The following is a 22,685-nucleotide window of genomic DNA, read 5'->3' as shown; positions in this document are numbered from 1 at the left end:
TGGGCCGTCGGCGAGACGGGCCGGGAGGGACTCGGACAACGTGCCACCTCCGCCGTGCCGCCCGGTGCTGGTGGGGGGCGTCGATCTGCGGAACCATCATGGGACGAAGGTGTTGCCGTAGGGGCAACGCCGTTTCCATTTCTCGAGGACCGTAGCATGACCAGCGGAAACGAGGCAGCGCTTACCCGCCCCGCCGGCTCCGCCGGCGACCATCCCCAGGGAGAGCGGCTGATCGCCGGGGTGGAGCGGGCCGTCTCCGTGTTGATGGCCCTCGCCGACGGCCCCGGGCCGCTGGGCACCAACGAGCTCGCCCGGCGCACCGGGATCAACGCGAGCACGGTCTCCCGGCTGCTCGCGACCCTCGCACGGGACGAGCTCGTGCAGCGGGTGCCCGCGACCGGGCGCTACCGCCTCGGGCTGCGGCTCATCCGGCTCGGCAACGCGGCGCTGGCCGGGGTGGAGATGCGGGAGATCGCGCGCCCGCACCTGCTCGCCCTGATGGAGACCACCGGCGAGACCGCCACGCTGTCGGTGCCCACAGGCGGCACGGCCGTCACCGTCGACTTCGTGCAGAGCCCGTCGACGGTCCGCAGCGTCGCCGAGATCGGCCGGCCGAGCGTCCCGCACGCCACCGCGACCGGAAAGGTCTACCTGGCCTGGACCGACGTCCCGACCTCCGGCGCAGCACTCCCCGCGCTCACGCCGCACACGATCACCGACCCGGAACGGCTCGCCGAGGAGGTGGCCCGGGTCCGGGAACAGGGGTGGGCGCAGGCCCGCTCGGAGCGGGAGGTCGAGCTGCACGCCGTGGCCGTTCCGGTGGTCGACGGGCGGGGCCGGCTGGCGGCGATCCTCGCCGTGCAGGGCCCGGCCGGGAGGTTCGGCGAGCAGGCCATGGCGGCGGCGGTCGCGCGGCTGCGCGACCGGGCGGCGGCGCTCTCCGCGTCGCTCATGTGGTCCTGAGTCCCGCAGGTCTCGAGTGCGTTGCCGCTCGGGCAGCCCGCTTGTGCCCCGGGCAACGCCGTGCCACAGTCGCCCGACGAGTCGATCAGGAGGTGGTCGTGCAGGATCCGCGCCGCGCCGCATGCCGGGGCGTGTCGTGAACTTCCTCGACTACCTCTCCACACGCTGGGACAACCTCCTCGAGCTGGCCATCGAGCACGCTGCCGTCACGGTCGTGGCCGTACTGGTCGCCACGGTCGTGGGCGTGGCGCTGGGGACGGCCACCTACAACCGCCCGCGCTCGCGGCAGCTCGTGATCGCCACGACCTCGGTGTTCCTCACGATCCCGTCGCTGGCGCTGTTCGGCCTCTTCATCAACGTGTTCGGCATCGGGACGACGTCGGTCGTCATCGCGCTGGTGATGTACTCGTTGCTGCCGATCGTCGCCAACACGGTGGTGGGGCTGCGGGAGGTGGACCCGGCCGTCGTCGAGTCCGCCCAGGGCATGGGCATGAGCCGCGGCGAGTGCCTCCTGCGCATCGAGCTGCCGCTCGCCTGGCCGGTGATCCTCACCGGGATGCGGGTGTCCACCCTCATCACGCTCGGCATCACGGCGATCGGCGCCTACATCCAGGGGCCCGGCCTCGGCAACGACATCTTCGCGGGGGTGTCGCGCCTGTCCAGTCCCAACGCGCTCAACCTCGTGCTCGGCGGCACTCTCGGTGTCGTCGTCCTCGCGGTGCTGTTCGACCTGTTCTACGTGCTGTTGAACAGCCTGACGACGTCGAGGGGGATCCGATGACCCGGACCAAGATCCGCCTCGAGCACCTCACCAAGCGCTTCCCCGGCCAGCGGGCCCCCGCGGTCGACGGTCTCTCGCTGGAGATCCCCGAGGGCGAGATCGTGATCCTGGTGGGTCCGTCGGGGTGCGGCAAGACCACCACGATGAAGCTGATCAACCGGCTGATCGAGCCGACGTCCGGCCGGATCGTGCTCGACGACGAGGACGTCACCCGGGTCGACCCTGACCGGCTGCGCCGGCGCATCGGCTACGTCATCCAGCAGATCGGGCTCTTCCCGCACCAGACGATCGCGCAGAACATCGCGACGGTCCCGCGCCTGCTGAAATGGGACCGGGCACGGATCGCGAAGCGCGTGGACGAGCTGATCGAGACCGTCGGGATGGACCCGGCGACCTACCGCGACCGGTACCCCAAGCAGCTGTCCGGCGGCCAGCGCCAGCGGATCGGCGTGGCGCGGGCGATGAGCGCCGACCCCGACGTCATGCTCATGGACGAGCCGTTCGGGGCGATCGACCCCATCACCCGCGACCGGCTGCAGAACGAGTTCCTCCGGATCCAGTCCGAGCTGAAGAAGACGATCGTCTTCGTCACCCACGACATCGACGAGGCGATCAAGATGGGCGACCGGATCGCGGTCCTCCGCGACGGGTCGCACGTCGCCCAGTACGACACCCCGGAGCGGATCCTGGTGGACCCCGCCGACGACTTCGTCGCCGACTTCATCGGCCGTGGCGCATCGCTCAAGCGCCTGTCGCTGTCGCGGGTGCGCGACATCGAGCTGGGGGAGTGGCCGACCACGGCCGAGGACGCCGACCCGGCCGAGGCCCGTCGCACGCTGCTGGCGAGCGACAAGGGCTGCCTGCTCGTGCTCGACGAGGGGCGGCGCCCGCGCAGCTGGGTGAGCAGCGACCACCTGGCCGGGGCCGGTGGGCGCAGGCTCTCCGAGGTCGGGCTGCCCATCGCCGTGGTCACGCCGCACGCCACGCTGTCCGACACGCTGAACGAGATGCTCACCGCCCGCTACAGCACGGCCGTCGTCGTCGACGAGTCCGGCGCGTACGCGGGCGTCGTGGAGATCGACACGATCAACGAGGCCATCCGCGGGATGCGGATGCGGGAGCGCAGCGCCGCCCGCGACCGGCTCGAGGCGGAGTCGGGGACGGCGGAACGGCCGGATCGGGCGCCATGACCGTCGCGATCGCCGAGGAGGTCGAGCGGCCGCACCGCCGGTCGCTCGCCGGGTACCTCGTCACGCCCGCCGTGCTCGTGGTGGTGCTGGCCGCGCTCGGCCTGTACGTGGGCGGCCAGACCCTCGACAGCATCGAGGAGCGCCGCCTCACCCTCGACTTCATCCTCCCCGCCGTGGTGGAGCACGTGGTGCTCACGGTCGTCTCCACCGCGGTCGTCCTGGTCGTCGCGGTCCCGGTCGGGATCCTGCTGACGCGCCCGTTCGCCCGTGGGGTGGTGGCCCCGGCCGTCGCCGTGTTCAACATCGGTCAGGCCGTGCCGTCGATCGGTCTGCTGGTCCTGCTCGCCATCGTGTGGGGCATCGGGTTCTGGCCCGCCGTCGTCGCGCTGGCGGCGTACTCGGCGCTGCCGGTGCTGCGCAACACCGTGGTCGGGCTGCAGCAGGTGGACCCCGCGGTGATCGAGTCGGGCCGCGGGATGGGGATGAGCCGCAGGGGCGTCCTCACGGGGATCGAGCTGCCGCTCGCCGTGCCGGTCATCCTCACCGGACTGCGCACCGCGCTCGTCATCAACGTCGGCACCGCGGCGCTGGCCGCGCTGACGAACGCGGGCGGGCTCGGCACGATCATCATCACCGGCCTGGTGCAGAACCGGCCCATCGTGACGGTCGTCGGGAGCGTGCTCACCGCGGCGCTCGCCCTGTTCATCGACTACGTCGGTCGCGTCGCCGAGGACGTGCTCCGGCCCCGAGGGCTCTAGGAAGGAGCGGCCATGCACATCCGGCTGATGGCGGTGCTCGCCGCGGCGGCACTGGCGGTCACGGCGTGCGGCGGTGGTGGCGGTGGCGGCGGTGGCGGCGGGACGGGGGGCGGCGAGGGCTCGCTCTCCGCGATCGACCTGTCCGGCGCGACGTTCCGGGTCGGCTCGAAGGAGTTCACCGAACAGATCGTGCTCGGCCAGATCGCCGTGCAGGCGCTGGAGGCCACCGGGGCCACGGCCGGCAACCTGACCACGATCACCGGCAGCACCAACGTGCGCACCGCGCTCACCGCCGGCGAGATCGACATGTACTGGGAGTACACCGGCACCGGCTGGACCACGCACCTGCGCCACGAGCCGCAGTCGGCGCCCAAGGGCGAGCAGGCGCTGTACCAGGCGGTGACGGCGGAGGACAAGGGGAACGGGATCGCGTGGCTCGCCCCCGCCCCGGTGAACAACACCTATGCCCTGGCCACCGCGCAGGGCCGGGACCAGCAGCTGGGTGTGCGCACCTTGAGCGAGTACGCCGCGCTCGTCAACCGTGATCCGGCGCAGGGCAGGCTCTGCGCCGCGGCCGAGTTCCTCACCCGCGACGACGGCTGGCCCGGGCTCGAGAAGGCCTACGGCTTCGACCTGCCCGACAACGGGGTCGCCGAGCTGGAGCTGTCGCTGGTCCCGAAGGAGATCGCGACGGGCGCGAACTGCAACTTCGGGGAGGTCACCGCCACCGACGGCGCCGTCGCGGCCAACAACCTGGTGATCCTCGACGACGACAAGCAGTTCTTCGTGCCCTACAACGCCGCGATGACCGTGCGGCAGGAGGTGCTCGACCAGCACCCGCAGCTCGCGGACGTGTTCGACCCGATCGCCGCGAAGCTCACCACCGAGGTGCTGCGCGGGCTGAACGAGCGCGTGGACGTCGGTGGCGAGCTGCCCGAGGACGTGGCGGAGCAGTTCCTGCGGGACAACGGCTTCACCGGCTAGTGAGGATCACGCTCGCGCAGGTCGACGCCGCGCTCGGGGACCTCGACGCGAACGTCGACCGCGCCGAGCGGGCCGTCGCCGAGGCGGTGGCGGACGGGACGGACCTGGTCGTCTTCCCGGAGCTGCACCTCACCGGCTACTCGATCGGCGGCCTGCCCGACGACGTGTCGATGAAGGCCGACGACCCGCGCCTCACCCGCATCGCGCGGCGGGCGGGCGGCGCTGGGGTGCTCGCCGGGTTCGTCGAGGACGGGCCCGGCATCCACACCTACAACACCGCCGGGTACTTCGTGGCCGGCGGGCTCGTGCACCTGCACCGCAAGCTCTACCTGCCGACCTACAAGTCCTTCGAGGAGCGCAAGCACTTCGCGCCCGGCCCGAGCCTGCGCGCGTTCCCGGGAGCGGGCGGCACCCGGATGGCGGTGCTGCTCTGCAACGACGCCTGGCAGCCGCAGCTCGCCTTCCTCGCCACGCAGGACGGCGCCCGGGTCCTGCTCGTGCCGGCGGCGAGTGCGCAGAGCCATTTCCCCGAGCACTACGACTCGCGCACCTACTGGCGCGACATCACGCGCTTCTACGCCCGGATGTTCCAGCTCTTCGTGGTGTTCGTGAACCGCGTCGGCGCCGAGACGACGAACAGCGGAGGCGACCTGCGCTTCTGGGGCGGCTCGCACGTGGTCGACCCGTGGGGCGAGATCGTCGCCGAGGCTCCGGAAGGGGAGGAGCACCTGCTCACGGCCGACATCGACCTGGCCGACGTGCGCCGCCGCCGGCACGCCATCCCGCTGGTGAAGGAGGCCCGGCTGGGCCTGATCAGCCGGGAGGTGGCGCGGCTGCTGGACGAATGGGGCGACCTCTAGCCTGCCCTCCATGACCATCGACCTGTTCGCGGGCATCCCCGTGCGGGACTACTCCGCGGCGACGGCCTGGTACGAGCGACTCCTCGGCGCTCCACCGTCGTTCCTGCCCAACGAGGTCGAGGCGGTGTGGGAGCTGGCCGAGCACTGCTACGTGTTCGTCGAGGTGCGACCCGAGCACGCGGGCCACGCCAGCCACACGGTCTTCGTCGGCGACTTCGACGACCGGCTCGCGCAGATGTCCGAGCGGGGCCTGCGGCCGGCCGAGCGCGAGGTCTACGACAACGGGGTGCGCAAGGCGATCTTCCGCGACCCGGACGGCAACGAGTTCGCGTTCGGCGGCGGGCCGGCCGCTTAGGGGCGCTGCTGCGGCTGGATGCCTCAGTCCTCGTCGGGTGGGGGGCCCACGTAGCCGGCGGCCTCGTGGTCGTCGTCGAACGTGATCAGCTTCGGGATGCGCGGGTTCAGCGTGTTGCCGTCGACGTGGGCGCCGGTGGACCCGTCGGCGAGGGCGATCGCCTTGTCGTTGTGGCCTTCGAAGTCGTTCGCGGTGATCTGCGCGTTCTGGACGTCTTTGATCATCACCGCCTGGACCGCGCCGTCGTCGCAGTAGTTGTTGCTGAACGTCCAGTTCGCGCTCGTGCCCGGCCCCTGCACGCCCTCGTCGGGCAGGTTCGGGCCCTCGGCGATCAGGCACTGCGCGGCGACGTCCTCGCAGCGGTTGCCGTCGATGACGATGTCGCTGCTGGTCGGGTACTCGGCGCTGTAGTAGGTCTGGAAGCAGTCCGGGTGCGGGCCGTCGCCGCAGCCGTCGTCCGAGCAGTCGGATCCGTCGGACACGTCCGAGATCACGTTGCGCCGCATCGTGATGTGGTCGCCGAAGAACCGGACGCCGTCGGTGTCGTCACCGGCGTTGACCGGATGGCGGATCGTGTTGTCCTGGAACACGATGTTGTCACCCTGGAGCTTCGCCCCCATGGAGTGGGCGTCGACCGATTCGAAACCCTGGACGACGACGTTGCTGGTGAGGACGTCGATACCGGCCACCGTGGCCGGGCCGACCCCGAGGTAGGTGACGGGCCGATCCGGCGTTCCGCCGGTGTCGATGGTCAACCGCGAGTCCAGCGTGCCGGACAAGCAGACGACATCACCCGGCACGACCGGTGGCACGCTGCCGACCGCGCCCTCGATGGTGCACCGTGCGCGGTCGCCTGCGGGGGGCGCCTGGGGGTGGGCACTCCCGGTCTCGGAGGACCCGCAGCCGACAAGGCCGAGGGCGGCCACCGCGAGAACCGCCCCCCACCGGGCCAGAGCGAGCCGCACGGGCCTACGGCTCTGCGGAAGCGCGTCTGTGGTCACGCTTCCAGCATGTCCCCCGGCCGGTCATGCCGGCATCAGTTCCTGGCAGGCACCTCAGGATGGGGTTGCGGACCCGGCATCCACGATCTCCGCGACGACGGCCCGGGTGACCGGCGCGCCATCGGACAGCGCCCGCAGGATCGGCCCGGCGATGGCGTCGAGCTCCAGCGTGGCGCCGGCGATCGCGTCCTTGAGCATCGACGAGCGCATCCCGGCGGGGAGGCCGGCGATCCGCTTCGCGACGGCGGCCGGGTCGATCTCGGCGCCGGCCGTGGCCGCCGCGGCGGCGGTCTCGGCGACGAGCCCGTCCAGCAGGTCGGGGTGGGCCTCGGAGGCCGGACCGATCGGCAGCATCGCGCGGGTGGTGAGCAGGGCGAGCGGGGCGAGGAAGGAGAGCTTGCGCCACAGCAGCGTGGGCTCGTCGGGCGCGGAGGCGTCGACGTCCAGGCCCGCGCCGCGCAGCAGGTCCTCCGGGTCGACCCGGGCGCGCTCGCGTTCCTCGGCCAGGGCGTACTCGACGAACGGCGAGACGTGCTCGATCACGCCCGGCGCGACGCGCGTGGCCTCCACCGACACCGTCATCGGCACGACGGCGGCCTGCGGCAGCGCCGCCCGCAGCAGCGCGACGTGGTCGGTGCCGTTGAGCAGCGGCGCCACGACGGCGTCGGTGAGCAGCGCGGCCGGCACCCGGCCCAGTGCTGCGAGCAGGTCCGGGGCCTTGACCGCGACGAACAGGACGTCGACCGGGGCGGTGAGGTACGGGCGGGCGGGGACCCGGGCCCGCCGCTCGCCGTACCGACCGCTGCGCAGGGCCAGCCCGCCCACGTTGATCGCCGTGCTCGTGCGCTCCGAGGCCAGCACCGTGACCTCGTGACCGGCGTCGGCGAGCAGCACCGCGAGCATCCCGCCGACCGCACCCGCCCCGAGGATCCCGACCCGCTCCGCCATGCCCGCTCCTCCCGGCCGTTTCCGCCATCGTGTCACCCGGCCGCGGAGGAGGAGCTCACGGCCTGGTCAGCGCCGGCGGGAGCAGCATGCGCCGCGGGTCGACGAGCACGAGCGCGGCGAGTCCCAGCAGCGGCAGCAGTGCGAGCTGCACGAGCCCGGCTCCCTGCCACCCGATGCCGGCCACCAGCCGGGCGAAGAGCAGCCCGGACACGGCGGCGGCCACGTAGTAGGTGAGGATGAACAGCCCCGCCCCGCGCCCCACGTGCTCGGGGCGCACCGAGCGCTGCAGCACCGTGGTGCAGTTGGTGAACAGCACGCCGCTGGCGAACGTGCCCATGAGGAACGCGAGCACGTAGTGGGCGGCGGCGCCGGTGGCCACGGTGTACGCGAGCAGCGCGGACACCGAGGTGCCCACGAAGCCCACGGCCATGAGGATCCGCTGGTCCACGCGGTCGGCGAGCCACCCCACCGGGAGCGCCATCATCGCCCCGAACCCGACGAGCGACGCGGCGAGCGCCGCCTCGCCGGGCGCGAACGCGAGCTCCTCGCGCAGGAACGTCGGGTAGAGGCCGAGGAAGCCGTAGAACACCAGGCCGGACACCGCCGACGTGAGCGCGAACGCGAGGGAGTTGCGGTTGTACGGGCTCGCCGGGATGTGGTCGTAGCTCACGTCCTCGGCCGGTGCGGCGCGCCCGGCCAGCGCCTCGCTCATCGCCCGCGGCACCGTGACCAGCAGGATCAGCGCCACGACCAGGCCGGCCAGCCCGAAGACGTAGAACGGGGTGCGCCACGAGTCCGATGTGGCGGCCATGCCCTGCCCGATCACGGGGCCGAGGAACACGCCGAGGCCGAACGCCACCCCGATGAACCCGGCGGCGAGCGCCCTGCGGTGGAAGTAGTAGGCGCCGATGATCGCGTAGATGGCGGTGGCCTGCACGCCCTCGCCGATGCCGGAGACCAGCCGGTAGACGGCCATGTCCAGGAAGCCGGCGGCGAGCGGGATGGCGAGCGTGCCGGCCGAGTAGACGACCACGCTCGCGAGCACGATCGTCTTGCGGGACATCCGGTCGAGCAGGTAGCCGGCCGGCACCCCGGTGAGCGCGAGGCCCAGCGTGAAGCCGGTGGCGAGCAGGCCGGCCTGGTCGAGCGAGAAGCCGAACTCCTCGCGGATCTCGGGCACGAGCGGGTAGAAGACCTGCCGGTCCATCGCGTTCAGCCCGTAGGACAGGCAGAGGACGGCGAAGCCGAGTGCGATCGCCGCCGTCCCGGCCGCAGGCCGCCGGGTCGCCGGGCGGGTCATCGCTGCTCCTGCCGGCGCTCGTGGGTGCTGGTGCTGCGGTAGTCGGTGTACGTGTACGGGTTGTCGAGGACCTTGGTTTCGGGGATGTCGGGGTTCATCCCCTTCTCCCACGCCTCCTCGCCGAGCTGCGCGCGCAGGTGCTCGACCGTGCGCTCGACGGCGTGCCGCGCCGCCGCCAGGTCGACGTCGACGAGCCGGTGGCCGGTCTTCACGATCCGCCCGTTCACCAGCACGGTGTGCACGTCCCCGCGCTGGGCCTGGAACGCGACGTGGCCGTGCGGGTGCAGCAGCGGGAACATCACCGGTGAGTGCTCGTTCTTGATCAGCACGAGGTCGGCCAGCTTGCCGGGCTCGACGCTGCCCAGCCGGTCCTCGCGGCCGAGCGCCCGGGCGCCGCCGCGGGTGGCCCACTCCACCACCTGCGCGGCCCGCAGCGAGGAGTGGGTGACGGTCTCGCCCGTCGCGTGCGCCTCCAGGTGCTCCCGGGACCGGTCGGCGCCCAGCGTGGCGCGCATGGCCGAGAAGAGGTCGGCGCTCCACCAGACCGAGGTGTCCATCGACAACGAGACCGGGATGCCGTACGCGCGCAGCACCCACGTGGGCGGGTAGCCCTGGCCCGCGCTCTGCTCGCTCTCCGTGGCCACCGCGACGGAGCCGCCGGTGGCGGCGATGCGGTGGTAGGAGTCGGGCGAGAGCGACGCGCCGTGGACGTAGACCGTCTCCGGGGTCATGAAGCCGTGCTCGTGCATGAGACGGATGCCGTCGTCGCCGGTGGCGCCCCAGACCCCGGCGTGCGTCGTGACCGGTACGCCCAGCTCGCGGGCCGCCTCGAACGCGGCCTTCTCGGGGAAGGCCGGGTCGCCGGTGACGTCGAACGCCAGCTGGAACCCGAGCACGTCGTCGCCGCGCCCGCCGGGGAAGCGGCGGGTCACGAAGTCGCGGAACCCGGGTGACGCCGTCCAGTTCGCGGGCGCGTCCTGGATGTTGCCGTAGGCCAGGACGAACCGGCCGGGAACGGCGGCCAGCGCGTCGACCGCGGCGTCGGCGTGCTCGGGGGTCTGCAGCCCGTGCGACCAGTCCACGGTGGTGGTGACGCCGGCGTCGATCGCCTCGATGGCCGACAGCAGGTTGCCCGCGTACACGTCCTCGGGGCGGAAGACCTTGCCCCACTCGAGGTAGTTCCAGACGAAGTACTGCGTGAGCGTCCAGTCGGCGCCGTAGCCGCGCATGGCGGTCTGCCACATGTGCCGGTGGGTGTCGATCATCCCCGGCATGACGATGCCGCCTCCTGCGTCGATCTCGACGGTGCCGTCGGGCACCGCGAGGCCCGGGCCGACCGCGGCGATGGTCTCGCCGACCACCAGCACGTCGTGGCCGGGGAGCACCGTGTGGGCCGCGTCGACGGTGAGGACCGTGCCTCCCCGCAGGACGACGGGCGTGGGCTGGTTCGTCACCTGGCGCTCCTTTGCGACGGACGGACGTCCGCGTGCCGGTCGTCCTCGGAGGCGCAGCTTCGTGCAGCTCGGGCCGGGTGTCAATCCGCTCTCCGATCGATCCGGCCCCGAACGTGGGTGTCCGTTACGCGGACACTGCGGTTACCCTCGTGCGATGCCACGCCCAGGTACCGGTCCGGACTTCATCGAGGCGCTGGCCCGTGGGCTCGAGGTCATCGCCGCCTTCCGGCCGGGCCGGCCGGTGATGACGCTCGCCGAGGTGGCCACCGCCACCGGCCTCGCGCGCCCGACCGCCCGCCGGATCCTGCTGACGCTCGAGGAGCTCGGCTACGTCCGCACGGCGGAGCGGGGCTACTCGCTCACCCCCCGCGTGCTCGACCTGGGCGTGTCCTACGTGCGGTCGATGGGGCTGTGGGAGGTCGCGCGCCCGCACCTGGAGCGGCTCGTCGCGCGCACCGGCGAGTCCTGCTCCATCGCCCAGCTCGACGGCTCGGACATCGTCTACGTCGCCCGCGTGGCCGTCCCGAAGATCGTCGCGCTCGCCGTGCAGATCGGCACCCGGTTCCCCGCGCTGGCGACCTCGCTGGGGAAGGTGCAGCTCGCGGCGCTGGCCCCGGACGAGCTGGAGCGCGTGCTGGCCGAGCCCACCCGCTCCGGCCTCGTGCCGCGCTGGCAGCCCGGCCGCGCCGAGCGCGACGCGGCGCTGCGCGAGGTGCGGGCCCGCGGATGGGCCCTCACCGACGAGCAGCTCGCGCTGGGCATCCGGTCGGTCGCCGCGCCGCTGCGCGACGGCTCGGGCCGGGTCATCGCGGGCGTCAACGTGAACTGCCACGCCGCGGAGACCTCGGTGGACCGCCTGCTGGAGCACCACCTCCCGCTGCTGCTGCAGACCGCGGGGGAGATCAGCGCCGACTTCGCCCGCCTCGACACCGTCCCGCACGTCACCGTCAGCGCCTCCTGAACCTTGACGCGCCTCCCGCCGCGGGGAAGGATCCGCTGCAGCGGACGAGTGTCCGTTGAACGGACGGAAGGTGTGTAAGGATAATGGCCTCGAGCGCGGCGGGACCGCTGGCCGGGATCCTGGTCGCGGACTTCTCCCGCATCCTGGCCGGCCCGTACGCCACGATGCTGCTGGCCGACATGGGCGCCGACGTCGTCAAGGTCGAGGGTCCGGCGGGCGACGACACGCGCACGTGGATCCCCCCGGAGCGCGGCGGCGTCTCGACCTACTACCTCGGGATCAACCGCGGGAAGCGCTCGATCGCACTCGACCTGCGCGACGAGGCCGACGCCGAGGCGGCCCGGGAGCTGGCGCGGCGCGCCGACGTGCTGATCGAGAACTTCAAGCCGGGCGGTCTCGCCCGCTACGGCCTCGACTACGGCTCGGTCCGGGCGGCCAACCCGGGCATCGTCTACAGCTCGATCACGGGCTTCGGGGCGGGGAAGGGCAGCCACGTCCCGGGATACGACCTCATGGTGCAGGCGATGTCGGGCCTGATGAGCCTCACCGGCGACCCGGACGGCCCGCCGTACCGGGCGGGGATCTCGGTGTTCGACGTGATGGCCGGCAACCACGCGCTGATCGGCATCCTCGCCGCGCTGCGCCACCGCGACCGCACCGGTGACGGCCAGCTCGTCGAGGTCAACCTGCTCTCCTCGGCGCTGACGGGCCTGGTGAACCACAGCTCGGCGTACGTCGCCGGGGGAGTGGTGCCCTACCGGATGGGCAACGCGCATCCGAGCGTGTTCCCGTACGAGCCGCTGCCCACGGCCGACGACGACATCATCATCGCCGCGGCCAACGACCGGCAGTTCCGCAAGCTGTGCGAGGTGCTGGAGATCCCCGAGGTGGCCGACGACCCGCGGTTCGCCCGCAACGTCGACCGCACCGCCAACCGCGAGGAGCTGCGCCCGGTCCTGGTCGAGCGGCTGGCCCGGCGCGGCGCGGTGGAGTGGTTCGAGGCCCTGGTGGCCGTCGGCGTGCCGTGCGGGCCGATCCAGACGATCGACGGCGGGTTCGCGATGGCGGAGCGGTTCGGGCTCGACCCCGTCGTCGAGGCGGGCGAGGGGGAGCGCGCCATGCCCACCACCCGGCACCCGATCCGGTTCTCCGCCACCCCCGCCGGCTACCGGCTCCCCCCGCCGGAGCTGGACGAGCACGGCGCGGAGCTGCGCAAATGGCTCTCGACCCCGCAGGATGACCGGCATGCCTGAGTACCGCACCGCTCTCGGCGCCTCGAGCCTCGAGAAGATCACCCTGCTCGGCCAGGACCTGGCCGAGGACGTCATGGGCACCGTCGGGTTCGGCGAGCTGGCGTTCTGGCTCGCCACCCAGCGTCGCCCGACGAAGGGCGAGACGCGGGTGTTCGAGGCCGTCCTCGCCGCGCTCGCCGACCACGGCTACACGCCGACCGCCATCGTCACCCGGCTCACGTACCTCTCGGCACCGGACTCGGTGCAGGGCGCGCTCGCGGCCGGGCTGCTCGGCGGCGGATCGCGCTTCCTCGGCGTCACCGAGGACTGCGGCCGGTTCCTGCACGCGCAGCTCCCGCCGGAACTCCCCACCGACGACGCGGGCTGGGACGACCTCGCCCTGCGCGTCGTGCGCGCGCAGCGGGAGGCCGAGCGGTTCGTGCCCGGCCTCGGCCACCACGTGCACAAGAACGGCGACCCGCGCACCCCGCGGCTGATGCGGATCGCCCACGAGGAGGGCCTGTTCGGGCCGCACCTGCGGTTGTTCGCCGCGATCGGGCGCGTCCACCCGCAGGTGCTTGGCCGCACGCTCCCGCTCAACGGCGCAGGGGTGTGCGGCGCGGCGCTCGCCGACCTGGGCCTGCCCCTGGAGCTGCTGCGCGGGTTCGCCCTGCTCGCGCGCACGGCGGGGCTGATCGGTCAGCTCGCGGAGGAGCTGCGACACCCGGTGGCGAACGACATCTTCCTGTCGGTCGACCTGAACAACTCCTCCGTCGACCCCGACCCCTACGAACCGGGAGGTCCCCGTGGCTGAGCTGGTGGCGGTGATCGCCTCGACCCACCACCCCTTCTACTACCGGGCGAGCACCTCGACCGGGGAGGACCGCCCGCCGTTCGCGGACGAGTGGGTGCGCAAGGTGGAGGCGTTCCGGGAGACGCTGACGCGGGCGCGGCCCGACGTGCTGGTGATGGTCGGCTCCGACCACTTCCACCAGCTGTGGCTGGACAACATGCCGCAGTTCCTCGTCGGCAAGGCGCCCGTGTACGACGCCAACTGGTACAACGAGGAACGCGAGTTCGGCCTGCCCCGGATGCGGCTGCATGGGCAGGAGGACCTGTCCGCGTACATCCTGCGCGAGGGCCTCGACGCGGGCTTCGACCTCGCGTTCTCCAACGAGCTGCGGATCGACCACTCCATCACGTGCCCGATCATCACGCTGCGGCCGGAGGCCGACCTGCCGATCGTGCCCGTCTACACGAACATCTTCGCGCCGCCGCTCCCGCAGCCGAAGCGCTTCGTGCAGCTCGGGCGCACGATCCGCGAGCTCGTCGAGTCGTGGCCGTCCGACCAGCGGGTCGCGGTGATCGGCACCGGGCACCTGTCGCTCGAACTCGGCGGGCCGCGCCAGTTCGGCCCGCACGGCCCCGACCCGCAGTTCGACCAGCGGGCCGTGGAGTGGATCTCGTCGGGCGACATCGAGGGCTGCCTCGCCGAGGTCAGCCTCGACAGCCTGCACGCCCCGGGCAACGCCACCCACGGGTTCATGGACTTCATGCTGATGATGGGCGTGGCGGGGGAGGGGCGGAAGGCCGACTACGTCGACACCTACGACCTGTTCCACACGATGGAGGCCTACTTCACCTGGTACCCGGGAGGTCGATCGTGAGCAAGTACCTGCTCGACAAGTTCCTGTTCACCGTCGACCGCGACGCCGACCTCGTCGAGCGCTACCGGGCGGACCCGGTGGGCACGGTCGCGTGGTGGGAGGCCGAGGAGGCCAACCGGCTCCTGAACTGCGTCGGCGCCGAGAAGAGCACGTGGCTGGCCTTCGACGACGAGGAGCGCGCCGCGCTGGCCGGGCACGACTACCCGAAGCTGTTCGAGCTGGGCGCGCACCCGTTCCTCACGCTGACGCTGTTCATCGCGATGTTCGAGCGCGACCACGACGAGCCGCTGGGGTTCCAGAAGGAGTACGCGCGCAAGCTCGCCCACTTCTCGCTGCCCTACCCGGACATCTCCACGTGAAGGCCCGAGAATGAGGGCGCTGCGGGTCGTCGAGCTCGGCAGGCCGCCGGTGGTGGCCGACCGCGAGCCGCCCGCGGCGGCCGACGGGCAGGTGCCGGTCGACGTGCTCGCCGCGCCGATCACCCCGCTCGACCTGCTGTGCGCGACCGGCACCTCGTACTTCGGGCAGCCGGCCACGCCGTACGTCCCCGGTGTGCAGGGCGTGGGGTGGGCCGGCGGCCGGCTGGTGTGGTTCCCGACGTCGGCCGGGATGGCACCGGGCGACGGCAGCATGGCGGAGCGGGCCGCCGTGGCCGAGGCGGACCTCGTCCCGCTGCCCGGCGGCGCCGACCCGGTGGGGCTCGCAGCGCTCGGGCTCTCGGCGGTGGCCGCGCACATGGCGCTCACCTGGCGGGGCGAGCTCGCCCCGGGGGAGCAGGTGATCGTGCTCGGCGCGGGCGGCGTGGTCGGGCAGGCCGCCGTGCAGCTCGCCCGCACCGCGGGTGCCCGGCGCGTGATCGCCGGCGCCCGGTCGCAGGCCGCGCAGGAGCGGGCCGGGAAGGCCGGAGCGGACGTCGTCGTCGCCCTGGACACCGACGACGTCGACGAGCTCGCCCGCCGGTTCACCGCGGCCGCGGACGGACCGGTGGACCTGGTGATCGACCCGCTCTACGGCGCGCCGGCCGCCGCGGCGGCCCGCACCCTGCGCCCGCACGGGCGGCTGGTCAACCTCGGCAGCTCGGCCGCCGAGACGTGCCCGATCGACTCCTCGACGCTGCGTGGCAGGTCGCTGCGCCTGCTCGGCTACACCAACAACGCGCTCACCCGCGAGCAGCGGGCCGCTGCGGTCACAGCCGTCGCCGAGCAGGCGGTCCGCGGCGCGCTCACCGTCGCGCACGAGGAGGTGCCGCTCGCCGACGCGGGCGCGGCGTGGCAGCGGCAGGCCGAAGGCAGCGCCACCGGCCGGATCGTCCTGAGGCCTTAGTGCGAACCCGCCCAGGGTCCGACGCCGCCGATCCGCTCCACCGCGTAGCGGACGATGTAGCCCTGCCCCTTCGGGGCGGGGAACTCGTCGTCGGGCGACATGTAGACCTTCGTGAGGCGGTCGAGCAGGTCCCACGCCCCGTCGCTCGGTTCGATGGTGGCCCGCGCCCGCAGCACGGCGTACGGGTTCAGGAACGCGCTGGGATCGCGGGGCGCGTCGAACGACAGCACGACCCGCGGGTCGCGCTCGATGTTGCGCAGCTTGGCGTACCGGCCCATGTGGCCGGACACGATGTCATCACCGTCCAGCCCGATCCAGATGACGCTCACCTGCGGGCTGCCGTCGAGGTTGATGGTGCTCAGATGGGCGAGCGGGCCGGACTCGATCAAGTCCCGCAGCTCGGCCGGAAGTCCGGTCACACCGTAGATCGTATCGATCTCCTGGAGGAGGATCCGTGTCGTTGCCGCTGCTGCCGACGTCCCTGGTCGGAAGCTACGCCCAGCCCGAGTGGCTGATCGACCGCGCGAAGCTCGCCGGCCGCTTCCCGCCCCGCGTCCGCGCGAAGGAGCTGTGGCGCATCCCGCCGGAGCACCTCGCCGAGGCGCAGGACGACGCCACCGTCGTGGCGATCCGCCTGCAGGAGGAGGCCGGGCTCGACATCGTCACCGACGGGGAGATCCGCCGCGAGAGCTACAGCAACCACTTCGCCACCGCGCTCGAGGGCGTCGACATCGACAACCCGGGCACCGCGCTCGACCGCAGCGGCCACCCCAACCCGGTGCCCCGGATCGTCGGGCCGATCCACCGGCCGCACCCCGTGGAGGTCGCGGACCTGCGGTTCCTGCGGGCCCACACCGACCGCACGATCAAGATGACGGTGCCCGGCCCGTTCACCATGTCGCAGCAGGCCCAGAACGACCACTACCCCGACGCCGAGGCGGCCGCGATGGGCTACGCCGCCGCCGTCAACGCCGAGATCAAGGACCTGTTCGCGGCGGGCGCCGACGTCGTGCAGATCGACGAGCCGTACCTGCAGGCCCGCCCGGACGCCGCCCGCGCCTACGGCCTGCAGGCGCTGAACGCCGCGCTCGAGGGCGTCACCGGCACCACGGCCGTGCACCTCTGCTTCGGCTACGCCGCGATCATCCACGAGCGCCCGGAGGGTTACTCCTTCCTCCCCGAGCTGGCGGGGTGCACCGCCGACCAGATCTCGATCGAGACCGCGCAGTCGGGGCTCGACCTCGGCGTGCTCTCCGACCTCGCCGACAAGACGATCATCCTCGGCGTCATCGACCTGTCCGACAACGCCGTGGAGAGCGTGGAGACGGTGGCGGCGCGCACCCGGCGCGCCTTCGACCGCGTGCCGCCCGAGCGCATCGTGATCGCCACGGACTGCGGCATGAAGTACCTGCCCCGGGACGCGGCGTTCGGGAAGATGGAGGCGATGGCCGGGGCCGCGCGGACGCTGCGGGCCGAGGTGGGCTGAGCCGCTTCCGCCTGCCGGTCGGCGCCTTGACACCACGAGGACGCTCCGGCAGCGTCGGATCCCTGTCCGCACAGCGGACAACTGTCCATTGCGAGCCTGCAGCTTTGCCGGAAGGACATCGGACCATGACCGCGAGCGTCTCCGCCCCGACCTATGGCGCGGACATCTACACCGACCAGGCGCTCCTCGAGCCCTACGAGCACTACCGCGCCCTGCGCGAGCTCGGGCCCGCCGTCTGGCTGGAGCAGCACGAGGCGTTCGCCGTGTCGCGCTACGCCGACGTCCGGGCCGTCCTGCTCGACAGCGACACCTTCCGGTCGGCGAACGGCATCGCCCTCAACGAACCCGCCAACCGGGCGATCCTCGGCTGCACGCTCGCCAGCGACGGCGAGCTGCACGCCCACCTGCGCAAGGTGGTGGCCCACCGGCTGATGCCGCGGTCGCTGCGACCCATGCGCGAGCTCGTGACGCAGCGGGCCGACGAGCTCGTGGCGGGCCTCGTGGAGCGCGGCTCCTTCGACGCCGTGGCCGACCTCGCGCGGGCACTGCCGCTGTCGGTCGTGCCGGACTTCATCGGCTGGCCGCAGGAGGGGCGCGAGCACCTGCTGGAGTGGGCGGGCGCCAACTTCGACTCCTTCGGCCCGATGAACGCGCGCGCCGAGCGCGCGATGCCCAAGTGCGGCGAGATGGCCGCCTTCGGCGCCGAGCTCGTCCGCACCGGCAACGTCCTGCCCGGCAGCCTCGGCGCGGGCGTGCTCGAGGCGCGCGACCGCGGCGAGGTCACCACCGAGCAGTGCATGATGCTGATGCTCGACTACCTCGCGCCCTCGCTCGACACCACGATCAGCGCCGTTGGCAGCGCGATCTGGCTGTTCGCGCAGCACCCCGAGCAGTGGGACCACGTCCGGGCCGACCCGGCCCTCGTCCCGAACGCCGTCAACGAGGTCGTGCGGTTCGAGTCGCCGATCCGGGCGTTCGGCCGGCTCGCCGAGACCGACACCGAGATCGGCGGGGTCCCGGTCCCGGCGGGGTCCCGGGTCCTCGTGATCTACGCCTCGGCCAACCGCGACGAGCGCAAGTTCGCTCGTGCCGACGAGTTCGACGTCACCCGCACCGACGCCGTGCAGCAGCTCGGCTTCGGCGTCGGCGAGCACGGCTGTGCCGGTCAGGCCCTCGCCCGCATGGAGGCCGAGTCGCTGCTCACCGCGCTCGCACGCTCCGTCGTGCGCTTCCGGCTCGACGGCCCGCCCGAGCGCGCCCTCAACAACCTGATCCGCGCGTTCGGCACCGTTCCCGTCACCGTCGAGAGGGGGGCCTGAGATGCGGATCCTCGTGGAGCGCGACCGCTGCGAGGGCCACGGCCTGTGCACGGAGCAGGCGCCGGAGGTCTTCGAGCTCGACGACGACGGCGTCGTCGTCCTCCGGTTCGAGGGCCGGGAGGTGCCGGACGAGGTCGCGGGGGCCGCGGCCCGGGGCGTCGACGTGTGCCCGGTGGCGGCGTTGCGGGTCGACCGATGACCGCGGTGCGCGGCGACCTCGTCGCGGCGGCCCGGGACCTGCAGCCCCTGCTGCGCGACCACGCCGCCGCGGGGGAGGCCACCGGTGACATCGCCGGACCGGTCGCCGACGCCCTGCACGACGCGGGGCTGTTCGGCATGTGGGTCCCGCGGACGCTCGGCGGCGCCGAGCTCGACCCGCTGCCCTCCGTGGAGGTCGTCCAGGCGCTCGCGGAGGCCGACCCGTCTGCCGCGTGGGTCCTCATGGCGGCGGCGCTCGCCACCGGCACCGGCGGGGCGTACCTGGGTGACGAGGCCGTGGCCGCGATGTTCGGCGGCGCGCGCTTCCCGGTCGTCGCGGGGCAGGGCACCCGCCCCGGCCGGGCCGTGCGCGACGGTGGCGGCTACCGGCTCTCCGGCTCCTGGTCGTTCGCGTCCGGCATCAAGCACGCCCAGTGGATCCACACGCTCGGCGTCGTCGAGGAAACCGGGGAGCCGCTGATCTTCGTGCTTCCCGTCGAGCAGGCCGAGCTGGTCGACAACTGGGACGTCATGGGCCTGAAGGCCACGGGCAGCATCGACTACACGATCGAAGACGTGTTCGTGCCGGCGGCCTTCACCCACCACGGGCCCACCGAGACCCCGGTGCGGGGCGGCGACCTGTACCGGCTCGGGATCATCCAGTTCGCGCTGGTCGGGCACTCCGGGTGGGCGCTGGGCGTCTCCCGCCGCATGCTCGACGAGCTGGCCGCCCTGGTCCGTTGGAAGGCGGGCCGCCCCGGCACGATGGCCGACAACCCGCACTTCCACACGACCTACGGCGAGGCCGAGGCGCGCTGGCACGCGGCACGGGCGTTCGTCCACGACGCCTGGGATGCCGCGAGCCGGGCCATCGGCGAGGGCCGGCCGCTCGACGTGCGGCAGAAGACGATGGTGCGGCTCGCCCTCTACAACGCCACCTGGGCCGCGGAGGAGATCAGCGTCGCGGTCTACCGCGCCGGTGGCACCACGGCCCTGCGCGCCGGGGTGCTCCAGCAGTACTTCCGGGACATGCACGCCGGCACGCAGCACGTCACGTCCGCGCCCGGTGTGATCGAGGCGTGCGGGCGTCAGCTCGGCGGGTTCGCGCCCGGGCACGACTGGCTCTACATGAACCTGGTGCCCCGGGAGGGCTGAGGCTGGTCGCTCTCGGAGAAATCCGCGCGGCCGGGATGTCGAGACCGGCGTCGCGGCTCCGTCCCAGGGGCAGGAGCGGCCATGGGGCCGCATCGACGCCCGTACCGGAGGGACAGCCGCCATGGCCATCGCCGAGGACCTCGACCGCGCCACCGACTCGCAGTGGGACTGGGTCGCCGAGCACACCCGCACGTACCTCACCTCGGGCGGCACCGAAGGCCACGAGAACAACGGCGTGCGCACCCTCGTGCTCGCCACGACCGGCCGCCGGACCGGTACGCCCCGCCGCACCTGCCTGATCTACGGCACCTCGGGCGGCGAGTACGTCGTGGTCGCCTCCAAGGGGGGTGCCGACGAGAACCCGGCATGGTTCATGAACCTCGAGGCGGACCCCGGCGTCGGCGTGCAGGTCGGCACCCGCCGGTTCACCGCGCGCGCCCGCGTCGCGTCCCCGGCCGAGCGCGCGTCCCTCTGGGCCCAGATGGTGGACATCTTCCCGCTCTACGACGAGTACGCGGAGAAGACCGGCCGCGAGATCCCGATCGTCCTGCTCACCCCGCTGGACGCGGCGACCGTGGCGTCAGACGAGCGGTAGCGGGTCGGCGCCGCGAGTCCGAACCCCGTTCTCTGCCGAACGCCGCACCGCGCGGAAGCCCCGCTCGATCATGCGGTGCTCGTACTCCCGAACCGCGCGAACCATCGACTGCCGGTCGCTGACGTGGGCCAACACGGCAGCGAGAGCGGCGCCGTCTGCCGCTCACCTCCCGTGATCGCCAGGAACGGGACATCCGCTGCACCGGCGCAGCAGATGTCCCGTTCTCGCAGATCAATGCCTGATCGTGGTGCCCGACGACCCATCCGACGCCCAGCCACCACCCCCAGCCGCCGGACCCGCGGGCACCGCAGTAGCTGACCGGAACCGTCCAAGGCGGTGGTCCAGCAGTGGTCCAGCGCTGGTCCGGAGCCGGAGCCGGCGGTGGCGGTGGTGCCGGTGGCGGTGGCGTGGCGCTGCGCTTGATCCGCGGCAGCGGTTGGCCATGGCTGTCGCCACGACCGGTGGAAGATCGCGAGTTCCGGGTGTTCATGGCTGTGTCAGCTGCCATGGACACCCGACAGTTCGGGTCATGGCGGCCCAGTCGGCGGACGTCCTCCCCGCGTAACGATCTACAACTGGAGGACTAGATGACCGATCTCCCGACCAGCCAGGCCGTTGTCGGCCGGCACCGTCGCCCTGGGGCCGTTGACCTGGTCGAGCAGCGGCAGCAGTTGCGGGGCCGATCCTCTCCGGGCCCGTTGCGACCGCGATCACAACTTGATAGACTCGAACACGTGTTCGATCCCGTCTCCGAGTTCGAGGTCGGCGATCCCGTCGACCTCGAACTCGAGGGCGCCTTCGACTGGATCGCCATCGAACGCGAGCTGCGCCGCGACGACGAGGAGCGCACCTGGGGCAACACGGTCCCGTCCGGGCTGGCCGCGCTGGAGATCGACGCCGACACCCGGTGCGAGGCCGGGCTGTCGGACGCCCAGCTGATCGATGCGATCGTCGGGTTCGACCGGGTCGCCGCATGGGCGCAGGCCCGGCAGGCCCGGCTGCTGGCCGAGTTCGCCCGCCGCCGCCCCGGCGACGACCCCACCCTGGTGGCCACCGACAAGCCGTGCACCGTGAGCAGGTTCGCCCCCGACGAGGTCGGGCTGGCGCTGACCCAGGCCCGGCTGACCGCGAAGGCCCGGCTGGGGCGGTCGGTGCAGCTGGAGCAGGTGCTGCCCGAGACCCTCGCGTTGTGGGAGCGGGGTCGGCTCGATGAACGCCGGGTCAGCGCGATCTGCGACGCCACCCACTACCTGTCCGTCGAGACCGCCCGCGCCGTGCAGCAGCGGGTGCTCGAGCGGGCCCCGGAACAGACCCTCGGCCAACTCAAGGCCGCCCTGAAACGCGCCGTGATCGCCGCCGACCCCGAAGGTGCGGCTGAACGGCACCAGGCCGCCCGCCGCGACCGCCGGGTCTCGATCAGCGAAGAACAGGACGGGATGGCCTCGCTGTGGGCGCTGATGTCGGCCGCCGACGCCCAGGCCGGCTACCAGTGGCTCACCCGCCTGGCCCTGGGTTGCGGCAAGGACGATCCGCGGGGCATGGACGCCCGCCGCGCCGACCTCGCCGCCGCCCTGCTGTCCGGCCGCCTCACCAACGCCGCACCTGACCCCGGCAGCGACACCAACACCGACAGCGACACCAACACCAACACCGACAGCGGCGCCGACAGCGGAGCCGAGCCCGCCAGCAACCCCGACGACCCTGACAGCGATGCCGATCCCGACACCGGCAGCGACACCGGTGTCGGCTCCGAGAGGGACGAGGCCACCGACGCCGGCACCGACGCCGGCACCGACGCCGGAGACGCCGCAGACGCCGACGATCAAGGCGGGGCTGGGGTCGGGGGCGCCGTGTGACGCGCAGGCATCAACAGCCGGCGAAGCCAACGGTCCCGGCAACACTGCGAGCGACAACACTGCGAGCGACAACAGTGCGAGCGACCACGGCGCGGGCGATCACGGCGCGGGCGACCACTGTGCCGCACCCCGGCCGGTGACCCCCGGCAGACCCCTCGTCCAGGTCCTGATGCCCTTCACCACCCTGCTCGGCGCCGACGACCACCCCTGCGAACTGGTCGGCCACGGCCCCATCCCCGCCGACCTGGCCCGCGAGATCGCCGGCGACGCCACCCTCAAACGCCTGGTCTACGACCCAC

General features: G+C 72.7%; 24 protein-coding genes. 19 read left to right on the top strand and 5 right to left on the bottom strand.

The features are described from left to right. Positions 1-156: 156 nt before the first annotated feature. The 7 genes from ABEA81_RS40075 to ABEA81_RS40045 all read left to right on the top strand — a co-directional run bounded on the left by ABEA81_RS40075 (position 157) and on the right by ABEA81_RS40045 (position 5,891). Complete coding sequence (locus tag ABEA81_RS40075) at positions 157-963, top strand: IclR family transcriptional regulator (RefSeq protein WP_345612942.1); 807 nt, start codon at positions 157-159, stop codon at positions 961-963. A 121-nt stretch (positions 964-1,084) separates the two neighbouring features. Continuing rightward, a complete protein-coding gene (locus ABEA81_RS40070; RefSeq protein ID WP_345612940.1) occupies positions 1,085-1,744 on the top strand; it encodes an ABC transporter permease in 660 nt (219 codons plus the stop codon). Next, on the top strand, positions 1,741-2,934 hold the full coding sequence (locus tag ABEA81_RS40065; RefSeq protein ID WP_345612938.1) for a betaine/proline/choline family ABC transporter ATP-binding protein: 1,194 nt from the start codon (positions 1,741-1,743) through the stop codon (positions 2,932-2,934). Before ABEA81_RS40070 ends, ABEA81_RS40065 begins: the two co-directional genes overlap by 4 nt. Further along, complete coding sequence (locus tag ABEA81_RS40060) at positions 2,931-3,692, top strand: ABC transporter permease (protein ID WP_345612936.1); 762 nt, start codon at positions 2,931-2,933, stop codon at positions 3,690-3,692. The genes ABEA81_RS40065 and ABEA81_RS40060 overlap by 4 nt, the downstream gene beginning before the upstream one ends. Positions 3,693-3,704: 12 nt before the next feature. After that, positions 3,705-4,676 carry a glycine betaine ABC transporter substrate-binding protein gene (locus tag ABEA81_RS40055; protein ID WP_345612934.1) on the top strand — a complete coding sequence of 324 codons (972 nt, stop codon included), beginning with the start codon at positions 3,705-3,707 and terminating at the stop codon, positions 4,674-4,676. Further along, positions 4,676-5,536: a nitrilase-related carbon-nitrogen hydrolase gene (locus ABEA81_RS40050; protein ID WP_345612932.1), complete on the top strand. Its 861-nt coding sequence runs from the start codon at positions 4,676-4,678 to the stop codon at positions 5,534-5,536. The genes ABEA81_RS40055 and ABEA81_RS40050 overlap by 1 nt, the downstream gene beginning before the upstream one ends. 10 nt (positions 5,537-5,546) lie before the next feature. Beyond that, positions 5,547-5,891 carry a VOC family protein gene (locus ABEA81_RS40045; RefSeq protein WP_345612930.1) on the top strand — a complete coding sequence of 115 codons (345 nt, stop codon included), beginning with the start codon at positions 5,547-5,549 and terminating at the stop codon, positions 5,889-5,891. 23 nt (positions 5,892-5,914) lie between these two features. Here ABEA81_RS40045 and ABEA81_RS40040 read toward each other — a convergent pair whose 3' ends face one another. Genes ABEA81_RS40040 through ABEA81_RS40025 form a run of 4 tightly spaced genes read right to left on the bottom strand, consistent with a single transcriptional unit; the run spans position 5,915 to position 10,594 of the window. Next, the gene (locus tag ABEA81_RS40040) at positions 5,915-6,892 is read right to left on the bottom strand and encodes a right-handed parallel beta-helix repeat-containing protein (protein WP_345612928.1); all 978 of its coding nucleotides are present in this window, start codon (positions 6,890-6,892) and stop codon (positions 5,915-5,917) included. Positions 6,893-6,946: 54 nt separating this feature from the next. Next, positions 6,947-7,840, bottom strand: coding sequence for a ketopantoate reductase family protein (locus ABEA81_RS40035; RefSeq protein ID WP_345612926.1), 894 nt, complete (start codon positions 7,838-7,840; stop codon positions 6,947-6,949). Between the two features lie 55 nt (positions 7,841-7,895). Then, positions 7,896-9,140 (bottom strand): MFS transporter, encoded by a 1,245-nt coding sequence (locus tag ABEA81_RS40030; protein ID WP_345612924.1) that lies wholly within the window; start codon positions 9,138-9,140, stop codon positions 7,896-7,898. After that, positions 9,137-10,594, bottom strand: a complete 1,458-nt coding sequence (locus ABEA81_RS40025) for an amidohydrolase family protein (protein ID WP_345612922.1) — start codon at positions 10,592-10,594, stop codon at positions 9,137-9,139. Before ABEA81_RS40025 ends, ABEA81_RS40030 begins: the two co-directional genes overlap by 4 nt. 154 nt (positions 10,595-10,748) lie before the next feature. Between ABEA81_RS40025 and ABEA81_RS40020 the strand changes: the two genes are divergently transcribed. From ABEA81_RS40020 to ABEA81_RS39995, 6 genes are all read left to right on the top strand, one after another. After that, positions 10,749-11,555 (top strand): IclR family transcriptional regulator domain-containing protein, encoded by an 807-nt coding sequence (locus ABEA81_RS40020; RefSeq protein ID WP_345612920.1) that lies wholly within the window; start codon positions 10,749-10,751, stop codon positions 11,553-11,555. Positions 11,556-11,638: 83 nt separating this feature from the next. Then, positions 11,639-12,808: a CaiB/BaiF CoA transferase family protein gene (locus ABEA81_RS40015; protein WP_345612918.1), complete on the top strand. Its 1,170-nt coding sequence runs from the start codon at positions 11,639-11,641 to the stop codon at positions 12,806-12,808. Beyond that, positions 12,801-13,601, top strand: coding sequence for a citryl-CoA lyase (locus ABEA81_RS40010; protein WP_345612916.1), 801 nt, complete (start codon positions 12,801-12,803; stop codon positions 13,599-13,601). The genes ABEA81_RS40015 and ABEA81_RS40010 overlap by 8 nt, the downstream gene beginning before the upstream one ends. Then, positions 13,594-14,454: a DODA-type extradiol aromatic ring-opening family dioxygenase gene (locus ABEA81_RS40005; RefSeq protein ID WP_345612915.1), complete on the top strand. Its 861-nt coding sequence runs from the start codon at positions 13,594-13,596 to the stop codon at positions 14,452-14,454. Before ABEA81_RS40010 ends, ABEA81_RS40005 begins: the two co-directional genes overlap by 8 nt. After that, on the top strand, positions 14,451-14,813 hold the full coding sequence (locus ABEA81_RS40000) for a hypothetical protein (RefSeq protein WP_345612913.1): 363 nt from the start codon (positions 14,451-14,453) through the stop codon (positions 14,811-14,813). The genes ABEA81_RS40005 and ABEA81_RS40000 overlap by 4 nt, the downstream gene beginning before the upstream one ends. Positions 14,814-14,823: 10 nt before the next feature. After that, a complete protein-coding gene (locus ABEA81_RS39995) occupies positions 14,824-15,777 on the top strand; it encodes a quinone oxidoreductase family protein (protein WP_345612911.1) in 954 nt (317 codons plus the stop codon). On the opposite strand, the gene ABEA81_RS39990 is transcribed toward ABEA81_RS39995, so the two are convergent. Then, positions 15,774-16,196 (bottom strand): PPOX class F420-dependent oxidoreductase, encoded by a 423-nt coding sequence (locus ABEA81_RS39990; RefSeq protein ID WP_345612909.1) that lies wholly within the window; start codon positions 16,194-16,196, stop codon positions 15,774-15,776. The two genes, ABEA81_RS39995 and ABEA81_RS39990, sit on opposite strands and share 4 nt — an antisense overlap. A gap of 35 nt (positions 16,197-16,231) precedes the next feature. On the opposite strand from ABEA81_RS39990, the gene ABEA81_RS39985 reads away from it, so the two are divergent. From ABEA81_RS39985 to ABEA81_RS39960, 6 genes are all read left to right on the top strand, one after another. Beyond that, the gene (locus ABEA81_RS39985; RefSeq protein ID WP_345612907.1) at positions 16,232-17,263 is read left to right on the top strand and encodes a uroporphyrinogen decarboxylase family protein; all 1,032 of its coding nucleotides are present in this window, start codon (positions 16,232-16,234) and stop codon (positions 17,261-17,263) included. Between the two features lie 125 nt (positions 17,264-17,388). Next, entirely contained in the window at positions 17,389-18,582 is a 1,194-nt protein-coding gene (locus ABEA81_RS39980; protein ID WP_345612905.1) for a cytochrome P450, read from the top strand. A 1-nt stretch (position 18,583) separates the two neighbouring features. After that, positions 18,584-18,781, top strand: a complete 198-nt coding sequence (locus ABEA81_RS39975) for a ferredoxin (protein ID WP_345612903.1) — start codon at positions 18,584-18,586, stop codon at positions 18,779-18,781. Next, entirely contained in the window at positions 18,778-19,935 is a 1,158-nt protein-coding gene (locus ABEA81_RS39970; protein WP_345612901.1) for an acyl-CoA dehydrogenase family protein, read from the top strand. Before ABEA81_RS39975 ends, ABEA81_RS39970 begins: the two co-directional genes overlap by 4 nt. 121 nt (positions 19,936-20,056) lie before the next feature. Continuing rightward, complete coding sequence (locus ABEA81_RS39965) at positions 20,057-20,530, top strand: nitroreductase family deazaflavin-dependent oxidoreductase (protein ID WP_345612900.1); 474 nt, start codon at positions 20,057-20,059, stop codon at positions 20,528-20,530. A gap of 587 nt (positions 20,531-21,117) precedes the next feature. Then, positions 21,118-22,386, top strand: coding sequence for a DUF222 domain-containing protein (locus ABEA81_RS39960; protein WP_345612898.1), 1,269 nt, complete (start codon positions 21,118-21,120; stop codon positions 22,384-22,386). Positions 22,387-22,685: the final 299 nt, after the last annotated feature.

The sequence above is a fragment of the Pseudonocardia adelaidensis genome, assembly GCF_039543345.1.
GTDB classification, from domain to species: Bacteria; Actinomycetota; Actinomycetes; order Mycobacteriales; family Pseudonocardiaceae; genus Pseudonocardia; species Pseudonocardia adelaidensis.
The sequence above is the reverse complement of the archived record's forward strand: the minus strand, read 5'-3'. Positions and strand labels throughout refer to the sequence as shown.

Bases quoted from the DNA above. Each gene is read 5' to 3' on its own strand.
- ABEA81_RS40070 (WP_345612940.1), top strand. From the start codon at position 1,085: ATGCCGGGGCGTGTCGTGAACTTCCTCGACTACCTCTCCACACGCTGG.
- ABEA81_RS40045 (WP_345612930.1), top strand. From the start codon at position 5,547: ATGACCATCGACCTGTTCGCGGGCATCCCCGTGCGGGACTACTCCGCG.
- ABEA81_RS40020 (WP_345612920.1), top strand. From the start codon at position 10,749: ATGCCACGCCCAGGTACCGGTCCGGACTTCATCGAGGCGCTGGCCCGT.
- ABEA81_RS40065 (WP_345612938.1), top strand. From the start codon at position 1,741: ATGACCCGGACCAAGATCCGCCTCGAGCACCTCACCAAGCGCTTCCCC.
- ABEA81_RS40015 (WP_345612918.1), top strand. From the start codon at position 11,639: ATGGCCTCGAGCGCGGCGGGACCGCTGGCCGGGATCCTGGTCGCGGAC.
- ABEA81_RS40010 (WP_345612916.1), top strand. From the start codon at position 12,801: ATGCCTGAGTACCGCACCGCTCTCGGCGCCTCGAGCCTCGAGAAGATC.
- ABEA81_RS39970 (WP_345612901.1), top strand. From the start codon at position 18,778: ATGACCGCGGTGCGCGGCGACCTCGTCGCGGCGGCCCGGGACCTGCAG.
- ABEA81_RS40055 (WP_345612934.1), top strand. From the start codon at position 3,705: ATGCACATCCGGCTGATGGCGGTGCTCGCCGCGGCGGCACTGGCGGTC.
- ABEA81_RS40035 (WP_345612926.1), bottom strand. From the start codon at position 7,840: ATGGCGGAGCGGGTCGGGATCCTCGGGGCGGGTGCGGTCGGCGGGATG.
- ABEA81_RS39960 (WP_345612898.1), top strand. From the start codon at position 21,118: ATGACCGATCTCCCGACCAGCCAGGCCGTTGTCGGCCGGCACCGTCGC.
- ABEA81_RS39975 (WP_345612903.1), top strand. From the start codon at position 18,584: ATGCGGATCCTCGTGGAGCGCGACCGCTGCGAGGGCCACGGCCTGTGC.
- ABEA81_RS40060 (WP_345612936.1), top strand. From the start codon at position 2,931: ATGACCGTCGCGATCGCCGAGGAGGTCGAGCGGCCGCACCGCCGGTCG.
- ABEA81_RS39980 (WP_345612905.1), top strand. From the start codon at position 17,389: ATGACCGCGAGCGTCTCCGCCCCGACCTATGGCGCGGACATCTACACC.
- ABEA81_RS40030 (WP_345612924.1), bottom strand. From the start codon at position 9,140: ATGACCCGCCCGGCGACCCGGCGGCCTGCGGCCGGGACGGCGGCGATC.
- ABEA81_RS39995 (WP_345612911.1), top strand. From the start codon at position 14,824: ATGAGGGCGCTGCGGGTCGTCGAGCTCGGCAGGCCGCCGGTGGTGGCC.
- ABEA81_RS40075 (WP_345612942.1), top strand. From the start codon at position 157: ATGACCAGCGGAAACGAGGCAGCGCTTACCCGCCCCGCCGGCTCCGCC.
- ABEA81_RS39965 (WP_345612900.1), top strand. From the start codon at position 20,057: ATGGCCATCGCCGAGGACCTCGACCGCGCCACCGACTCGCAGTGGGAC.